Source organism: Bartonella sp. MU70NMGDW (assembly GCF_042194085.1).
Lineage (GTDB): Bacteria > Pseudomonadota > Alphaproteobacteria > Rhizobiales > Rhizobiaceae > Bartonella > Bartonella grahamii.
The window spans coordinates 1-1452 of sequence record NZ_JBHIMK010000291.1 but is presented as its reverse complement, the minus strand read 5'-3'; the positions used below and the strand labels follow the sequence as shown (position 1 = coordinate 1452).

Here is a 1452-nt window from a genome sequence, read left to right as displayed (position 1 = left end):
ACACCACGCGCTCCACATATACCCGCGCGTCCGGCACGGACCATGGACCCAGTTCCCTCCATGATTATGAACGAAGTGCTTGCCAAGCTATGAACATTTCTAACATAGTTTTTTTATGCATCTTTAAGAACGATGCTAAAGTAAGCAATGTGACGTGAAACGTTTCTCTGTATAACGCCTTGTAAAAGACTAAGGAAAATAATTCATTCTATTGTACGCAGAAGTGCCTCTTTTTGTTTCTAAAAATAAGAAAGATATGAAGTATTTGTTTTATGATTTTTAGTATTTTTATTCTTCACTTATAGCTATTACAATCAACATCTTGAAATTTATCATAACCATAGTAATCTTTATGTTGCTGTTTTAACATTTTACATAGATTGTATCGATTAATATCAAATTTTTCGAGCACTTCGTTTGGAAGATCATATAAATTTCGAGGACCAACATCAAACATATCAACTGCATCAGCTAGGTTATTTGGAATGCGGTTCTCATCTGCATCTGATTTTTGTCCGCAGTTGGTAAGAAAAAGCACACTGATTACTATGATTAATAAGTAACTTATTTTTTTTGCTGATAAATAATTCATTATTTCTTTTATGGCTGGAGTTTAAGTATATATTAAAGATTAAGAGTTTTCTTAATAAGGTGATCCATCTTATCAATTTCATTGCTTAGTGCATCAATCATGTTATTTACTTTTTCAATATTCTGATGAAGTTCAAAAAATTGTGCCTTATAATTCAACACATCAGATGTGTGCTTAGACTTAGATGCTTTTGCCATGGCTTGAAGCACTATGTGCCGCTTTTGAACAAGGCTAAAAATGGATTGTATTGTCTCATGTCTTGCTTTGATTACTTTATTTCGTGTATGAATTATAGTGTACAATCCATAATTCTTTTGTTGATTCTGTCTTGGACTCATATTGAGTAGTTTTATAGTCAGGGCATCCTGTTCTTGAGCTATTGTTTCCCACTCATTGAGGGTAATTTCTAGAAACTTCTGTGTGTCATTCCATCCCCTTTCCGCATTTTCTTTTGCATCTTTTTCTAGGTTCAGTTTTTCAATTATTTTAGAACAAAATAATTCATTTATACTGGCATAACCATGTGCTGTTAGCAAAAGATATGCCATAAAAAACGCAATCGTTAATATGTTCTTTTTGAATACAAATATTTTTGTAAATGTCTTTTTAATTCTGCATAAAGCTGCTTTTTTGAAAAATAACATTAATTCCCCCCACTTTTTGCTAATCAATAACTTTGTGCTTCCATATAATTGATTCGTTTAGAGGATACAATTGTGGAGTGGTTGGTTGTTAAAGACACTAGATTTAGGTGAAAAAAATAAAAAATACACAATATAGTGATTTTTTTGTTGACAGGATATGAAAAATAGTGTTTTATGGCGTTGCTGTACTAGTCGAATTGCGTCTAGAATTACGGT

The 1452-nt window shown here is 32.2% G+C and carries 2 protein-coding genes; both read right to left on the bottom strand.

Features of this window, described 5'->3' with window-relative positions:
• Nucleotides 1–295: 295 nt before the first annotated feature.
• On the bottom strand, nucleotides 296–592 hold the full coding sequence (locus tag ACFIKE_RS10545; RefSeq protein ID WP_375636702.1) for a hypothetical protein: 297 nt from the start codon (nucleotides 590–592) through the stop codon (nucleotides 296–298).
• Nucleotides 593–624: 32 nt separating this feature from the next.
• Nucleotides 625–1263: a hypothetical protein gene (locus ACFIKE_RS10540; protein ID WP_375649844.1), complete on the bottom strand. Its 639-nt coding sequence runs from the start codon at nucleotides 1261–1263 to the stop codon at nucleotides 625–627.
• Nucleotides 1264–1452 lie beyond the last annotated feature (189 nt).